General features: G+C 46.8%; 5 protein-coding genes. 3 read left to right on the plus strand and 2 right to left on the minus strand.

Going from position 1 to position 6,738, the window contains the following annotated elements; genetic code table 11:
- The 3 genes from IM456_RS07555 (at nucleotide 1) to IM456_RS07565 (ending at nucleotide 3,978) form a co-directional block, all read left to right on the plus strand.
- On the plus strand, nucleotides 1-2,019 hold the full coding sequence (locus IM456_RS07555; protein ID WP_287693085.1) for an ABC transporter ATP-binding/substrate-binding protein: 2,019 nt from the start codon (nucleotides 1-3) through the stop codon (nucleotides 2,017-2,019).
- A gap of 79 nt (nucleotides 2,020-2,098) precedes the next feature.
- On the plus strand, nucleotides 2,099-2,938 hold the full coding sequence (locus IM456_RS07560) for a nitrate ABC transporter ATP-binding protein (RefSeq protein WP_149985962.1): 840 nt from the start codon (nucleotides 2,099-2,101) through the stop codon (nucleotides 2,936-2,938).
- Nucleotides 2,939-3,504: 566 nt separating this feature from the next.
- A complete protein-coding gene (locus IM456_RS07565) occupies nucleotides 3,505-3,978 on the plus strand; it encodes a phosphate-starvation-inducible PsiE family protein (protein ID WP_002800917.1) in 474 nt (157 codons plus the stop codon).
- Nucleotides 3,979-4,454: 476 nt separating this feature from the next.
- Here IM456_RS07565 and IM456_RS07570 read toward each other — a convergent pair whose 3' ends face one another.
- Both IM456_RS07570 and IM456_RS07575 read right to left on the minus strand, forming a co-directional pair.
- Complete coding sequence (locus IM456_RS07570; protein ID WP_149985961.1) at nucleotides 4,455-4,976, minus strand: SH3 domain-containing protein; 522 nt, start codon at nucleotides 4,974-4,976, stop codon at nucleotides 4,455-4,457.
- A 12-nt stretch (nucleotides 4,977-4,988) separates the two neighbouring features.
- Nucleotides 4,989-6,494, minus strand: coding sequence for a Ycf46 family AAA ATPase (locus tag IM456_RS07575; RefSeq protein WP_287693366.1), 1,506 nt, complete (start codon nucleotides 6,492-6,494; stop codon nucleotides 4,989-4,991).
- Nucleotides 6,495-6,738: the final 244 nt, after the last annotated feature.

Consider the following 6,738-nt stretch of genomic DNA (forward strand, 5'->3'; position numbering starts at 1 on the left):
ATGAGTTTGTTTGTCGCTGTCGATAACATCGATAAAGTATTCCCCCTCAGTGGTGGCGGTGAATATGTGGCCTTGAAAGGGATTGATTTACAGATCAAAAAAGGGGAATTTATCTCCCTTATCGGTCACTCCGGTTGCGGAAAATCCACCCTCTTAAACATGATCGCTGGTTTAGATTTGCCCACGGAAGGGGTGGTGACTTTGCAAGGTCAAAGCATTAAAAAACCGGGGCCTGATCGCATGGTAGTCTTCCAAAACTATTCCCTTTTACCCTGGTTAACCGTCAAAGAAAATATCACTCTGGCCGTCGATCAAGTTCTCACCCAACTATCAGAAGATGAAAGAAAAGCCGAAGTCGAAAAATATATCGATCTGGTCAATCTTCGTCATGCAGTGGATAAACGTCCCAACGAATTATCGGGGGGGATGAAACAACGGGTAGCGATCGCTCGCGCCCTAGCCATCCGTCCGAAAGTCCTACTTTTAGACGAACCCTTTGGCGCGTTAGATGCCCTGACTAGAGGTAATCTACAGGAACAGTTAATGCAGCTGTGCGAAGAATACGAAATGACCTCGGTAATGGTGACGCACGATGTGGATGAAGCGGTGCTATTATCCGATCGCATCGTCATGCTTACCAACGGCCCCGGCTCAAAAATTGGCGGTATTTTGGAAGTGGATATCCCCCGTCCCCGCAAACGCATGGAAGTGGTGGAACACCCCAGTTACTACAGTCTCCGGAGTGAAATTATCTATTTCCTCAACCAACAAAAACGGATCAAAAAACTACGCGCTCGCAAAGTCGAAGTGATTGCCCGTCACGGTTTAGAAAAAGTCAATCTAGAAATCGGTTTTGTTCCCCTCACCGCTTGCGCGCCCCTAGCAGTGGCCAAAGAAAAGGGATTCTTCACTAAACATGGTCTAGATGAGGTGAATTTGGTCCGGGAAACCAGTTGGCGAGGCGTTGTGGACGGGATCGCGGGGGGATTCCTCGACGGGGCGCAAATGCCTTCGGGAATGCCCACCTGGTTAACCGTCGGTGGTTATCAGGAGCAACCTTTGCCGATTGTCAGCGCCCTGACTATGACTCGTAACGGTAACGGTGTCACCCTCGCTAAACGCTTCTATGACGAGGGAGTGATTGACGGTAACGCCTTAAGACAGATGCTATTGGAATCGAGGGATCAGCGCCATATTTTTGGCATTGTTCACCCCTCCTCGATGCACAATTTGCTCCTGCGTTACTGGTTAGCGGCAGCGGGAATTGACCCCGATAAAGACGTTCACCTCGAAACTATTCCCCCGGCCCAAATGGTAGCCGACCTGAAAACCGGTAGTATTGACGGTTACTGTGTCGGTGAACCTTGGAATCTCAGGTCCGCCATGGAGGGTATCGGTTACACCGTCGCCACCGACTTAGAAATCTGGCAGGGCCACCCGGGTAAGGCCCTGGGAGTCCGGGAAGATTGGGCCAATAAATACCCTAATACCCACGTCGCTTTAGTTAAAGCACTGCTGGAAGGTTGTCGCTACTGTGCCGAGGAAGGGAATCAGGAAGAAATTCGTCGAATCCTCGCCAGTCGTCAGTACCTTAGTACCAATATCGATTATATCCAACTGGGTGATCCCAACTCCTACGCGTGCAGTCTCGATCAACCGATGAAAGAATATGCACACCATCTGTTCTATGGAGAAGGGGTAAATCGTCCCAGTCGTACCGAACACCTCTGGATGATGACCCAAATGGCACGCTGGGGCCACATTCCTTTCCCCCGTAACTGGGTAGAAATTCTCGAACGCGTCTGTCGGGTGGGTGTTTTTAGTACCGCGGCCCGGGAATTGGGTCTAGGGGATATTAAATATCGTCGCACACCGATCCTTTTATTCGATGGTATCGAGTTTGATGCCGAGGATCCGATCGGTTATCTCAATAGTTTAGAGATCAAACAAAACGTCACCATGGCCGAAGTGGCTATTGATGCTCGTCCTAGTGCCAGCGAATCCCGCAAAATTGCCTAAAAATCGACTAAGGGGATAATTCCTAGCCAATTATCCCTAGCCATTGCTCCTATTAACTAATTTCCCCCAAAGACTAATCATGTACACTACCACCGACACCGTTAACCGAGCAACCCAGACCCCCAGTAAAGAAGCTTTTGTCACCATTGAAGGAGTTTCTAAGGTTTATCCCACTGCTAGAGGCCCCTACACCGTCCTTAAGGATGTTAATCTCAGCATCAATGAAGGTGAATTTATCTGTGTGATCGGTCACTCCGGTTGCGGTAAATCGACCCTATTAAATATGGTGTCGGGTTTTTCTTCTCCCACCGATGGCATCGTTAAAGTTAACGGTAAGAAAATTACTAAACCCGGCCCCGATCGCATGGTAGTGTTTCAAAACTATGCTTTATTGCCTTGGTTAAGCGTTTTTGAAAATGTCTATCTCGCGGTAGATGCGGTGTCTCCCAATGCTCCAGAGGCACAAAAACGCTCGATCGTGCGCGATCATTTAGCTATGGTGGGTTTAACCGAAGCTATGGACAAAACCCCTCCCCAAATCTCCGGGGGGATGAAACAACGGGTTTCGATCGCTCGCGCTCTTTCTATCCGTCCCGAAGTGTTGATTCTTGATGAACCTTTCGGTGCCTTGGATGCGATTACCAAAGAGGAATTACAGGAAGAATTGCTGAAAATTTGGCAAGATAAACGCTGTACGGTGTTGATGATTACCCACGATATCGATGAGGCTCTTTTCCTCGCTGATAAGCTGGTAATGATGACCAATGGACCGGAAGCGAAAATCGGCGAAGTGATGAATATTCATTTCCCCCGTCCCCGCGATCGGGAGAGAATTATGGAGGACCCTGAATATTATCGTCTGCGTAACTATGCCCTCGACTTCCTCTATAATCGTTTCGCTCACGATGATGTCAGCTAGATGCGAGCATTTGTATTAGTTTGGGGTGCGGTTGACTTAATAGCGATCGCACCTAGATTTTTTTTTAGGGAAGCCTTCTTCAAGTAAAATTATTTCTAAGTAAGTAAGTGGGTGGGTGGAATTAAATATAAGATGAACGTAGGTTGGGTTGAAGCATGAAACCCAACGACCGCATAGTTTACGCTACCGCTAACCCATCCTACAAATAATTGTGCCTCCCTACTTAGATGTTAAAAATTGTCAGATACCCCCCTTATCAAGGGGGGATCAAGGGGGGATCAGCACCCCTTATCAAGGGGGGATCAAGGGGGGATCAGCACCCCTTATCAAGGGGGGATCAAGGGGGGATCAGCACCCCTTATCAAGGGGGGATCAAGGGGGGATCAGCACCCCTTATCAAGGGGGGATTAAGGGGGGATCAGCACCCCTTATCAAGGGGGGATTAAGGGGGGATCAGCACCCCCCTTAATAAGGGGGGATTAAGGGGGGATCGGCTTACTTGTTAGCTAAATAGAACAATTAGCAATAAAATACAATAATAATTTTTACTTTTTACTTAATCGATCATGCTCAAACAGATACGGAAACTACTTATCAATTTTGGTCAACAATGGCGCGATGAAGATTTCATGAGGTCGATTCATCTCATCGAAAACATAGTTTCTAAGGTTTTATCCGTAGCCTTAATTGTTGTTATTATTGTTTCTCTTTATGATTTAGTAGTTATCCTAATCAAAGATTTATTTACTACGGAACCCGTCGGTTTTTTTAGTAAAACTTTAATTGAAATCTTCGGATTATTTCTCAATATTTTGATCGCTTTAGAGTTATTAGAAAACGTCACTGCTTACTTAAGAAAACACATCGTACAGGTTGAATTAGTCGTAGTTACTGCCCTGATTGCCATCTCTCGAAAAATTATTATTTTTGATCCCAATAAATACAGTAAAGATGATTTAATTGCCCTCACCGTGGGAACCTTAGCTTTAGCGGCAAGTTATTGGTTAATCAGAAAAGTTAATCGCGATAATCGCTCTTGAATTAAGGGAAAGGGATAGATTTAGAAAATCTATCCCTTCTAAATAGGGTTTGCGGCAAAAAGTAGGGGCGAAGCATTCGGATAGGAAATCTAGGGTTTCAGCGATAGGTTATGCCCGAATGCTTCGCCCCTACAGGACGCGGGCCGATGAAGATGTAAGGTTTTGAAACATGATTCTCTCAAAATCTTGCACCTGTTTCGCTCGTAAAGCCCCAAAACCCTTACTTTGCCTACATTTCACATTTATTCAGCCAGCCCTAGGGCTTGCTGAATAAATCTAAAAACATTGTTCGATAATACTTTGAGACCTTTTTGAAATCCAAAAGTACCAGCCATTGGAGTGAGCGGGGGGAAAATTCCTGGACTTTTTCCCTGAAAATTAGGTAATTGACCACCTGAAAATGGGTAAAACCCTACACCCTACACCCCACACCCCACACCCTGCCCCCAGGAAAAACTTTTTGCCGCAAACCCTATTTACTCGACTCTGGAAATATTACCCGCTTTAATCCAACCTTCGCGACCATCGGACAGACGTATGCGCTGCCATTGGCCATCGCTGCTGGTTCCCACCACACTGACTTTAGTATTATAATCCAGACCGCCGAGACGAGTCGATTCACTGGTAGGTTCAGAGCGCAGACTTAAACCGCTTTGCCATGTCACCCGCGCTTGATAACCCTCGGATGTGGCTTCTCTTTTTCTTGCTTCGGGACTGGGTTTCGGGGAAGCTTTTGGTGCTGGTGCAGCTGTGGCAGACTCTTTCACCTCAGCTTGGGGTTGTTCTTGGACGGGAGTAGTAGGGATGGGAGAAGGTTTGACGGCGGTTTTTTCCTCCTTAGTTTCCTCTTTTTTCTCCTCGGTAAAGACGGGTTTAGGAGGATTAGAATTCATACCGGAGAGAAGCATATAGGCGACAGCAGTAGCCCCACCGACCAAAATCGCCACTCCCATGACAAAACCGAGCATAAATTGCAATAAACCAGATAAACGCTTCATATTGGTGCTAAATTAACTGCTAGAATTGACATTAAAACGATCATCGCGAGAGGCTAAACGAGCTTTACCGGACTTTGCCCAATCCTGTAGAAATTGAATCTGTTCTTGGGCAGTCCGAGCTAGGGGGATAATCTGACTAGCGGCCTCAAGCACATCATCGGTGCTAAAGTCGCGATTTTGACTAAAACCGATGTGCATCGCTTCCACGATGGTTTGTTCGATTTCTGCCCCCGAAAAATCGGGAGTTTCGTAGGCTAGTCGCTTTATATCATAACTTTTTAGATTATGGGGCCGAACTTTCCCTAAATGAACGCTAAAAATCTCCTCGCGGGACTTTTGGCTAGGTAGTCCGACAAAAAATATCTCATCGAAGCGTCCTTTTCGCAACATTTCCGGGGGCAGAGATTGGATGTTATTAGCTGTAGCGACGACAAAAACCGGCGATTGTTTCTCGGCTAACCAAGTGATAAAAGTCCCGAAAACCCGCCCGGTGGTTCCCCCGTCGCCTTTTCCCTCCGCTCCGGCGAAAGCTTTATCGATTTCGTCTATCCACAGCACACAGGGAGCTAAAGCTTCGGCGAGATTAATCATCTGACGGGTACGCGATTCCGATTCTCCCACCAATCCGCCAAATAAACGCCCCACGTCTAGACGCAGTAAAGGCAAGTGCCAATGATGGGAAATAGCTTTCGCTGTCAGGGATTTACCCGTCCCTTGAATTCCCACCAATAGTAAACCCCGGGGATTGGGTAAACCGTAGGCGCGGGCGCGTTCACTAAAAGCACCACCGCGACGAATCAGCCAATCTTTGAGATTATCTAGGCCGCCGATGTCAGAAATCTGCTCTGTGGCGGGATAAAAGTCCAATATCTGGGTTTGACGAATCGATTGGCGTTTTTCTGCCAAAATTAATTCCACGTCCTCTGGCTCAATTTTGCCGTGACTGGCTAAACATTTGGCTAAAACCCGACGAATTCTCTCTAGGGATAATCCTTGGGCAGAAAGCACTAATTCATCCAGGAGTGGTTCTTTGACGGGTTGTCCGGTGGCGGCGATTAATCGCTGAATTTCCTGTTTAATTTCTTCGCCACTGGGGAGGGGAAAATCGACGACGGTGATTACTTCGGTTAGATCTGAGGGGATAGACAGTTCGGGAGCGACGATAATTAGGTTTTTGGGCTGAGATTTCAGGGAACGGGCGAGATTTCGCAATTTTCTGGCGATGGCAATATCTTCTAAAAAGCGCTGGAAATCGCGTAAAATTATGATCGCGGCGATGTTAGGCGGCAGCTTTTCGACGAATTCAAGAGCTTGGAGGGGATTACGCCGAGCAAAGTTCTCATTATTGGGATTATCTTGATAACCATCCACAAAATCCCAGACATAGACAGCACGGTTATTGCTCTGTTTGGCAATATCGGCGATCGCTTTTTCGAGACGTTCCTCTTCTAGGGTGGTAATATAGATGAGAGGATAGCGCGCCCGCAGCAGTAATTCAAATTCTTCACCAAAGCTCATAGCTATTCGTCTATAGTTTTTGCTATTTAGGGCTTGCTGAATAAATCTAAAAACCTTGCTGGATAAGACTTTTAGACTTTTTGTCAATCCAAAAGTACCGGACCTGGGAGTGAGCGGGGGGAAAATTCAGGTACTTTTTCCCTGAAAATTAGGTAATTGACCAGATGAAAATCGGTAAAACCCTACACCCCACACCCCACACCCCACACCCTGCCCCCACGAAAAACTTTTTCAGCAAACCCTA

Origin of the sequence: Microcystis sp. M079S1 (assembly GCF_020246425.1) — a bacterium.
Classification (GTDB): Bacteria; Cyanobacteriota; Cyanobacteriia; order Cyanobacteriales; family Microcystaceae; genus Microcystis; species Microcystis aeruginosa.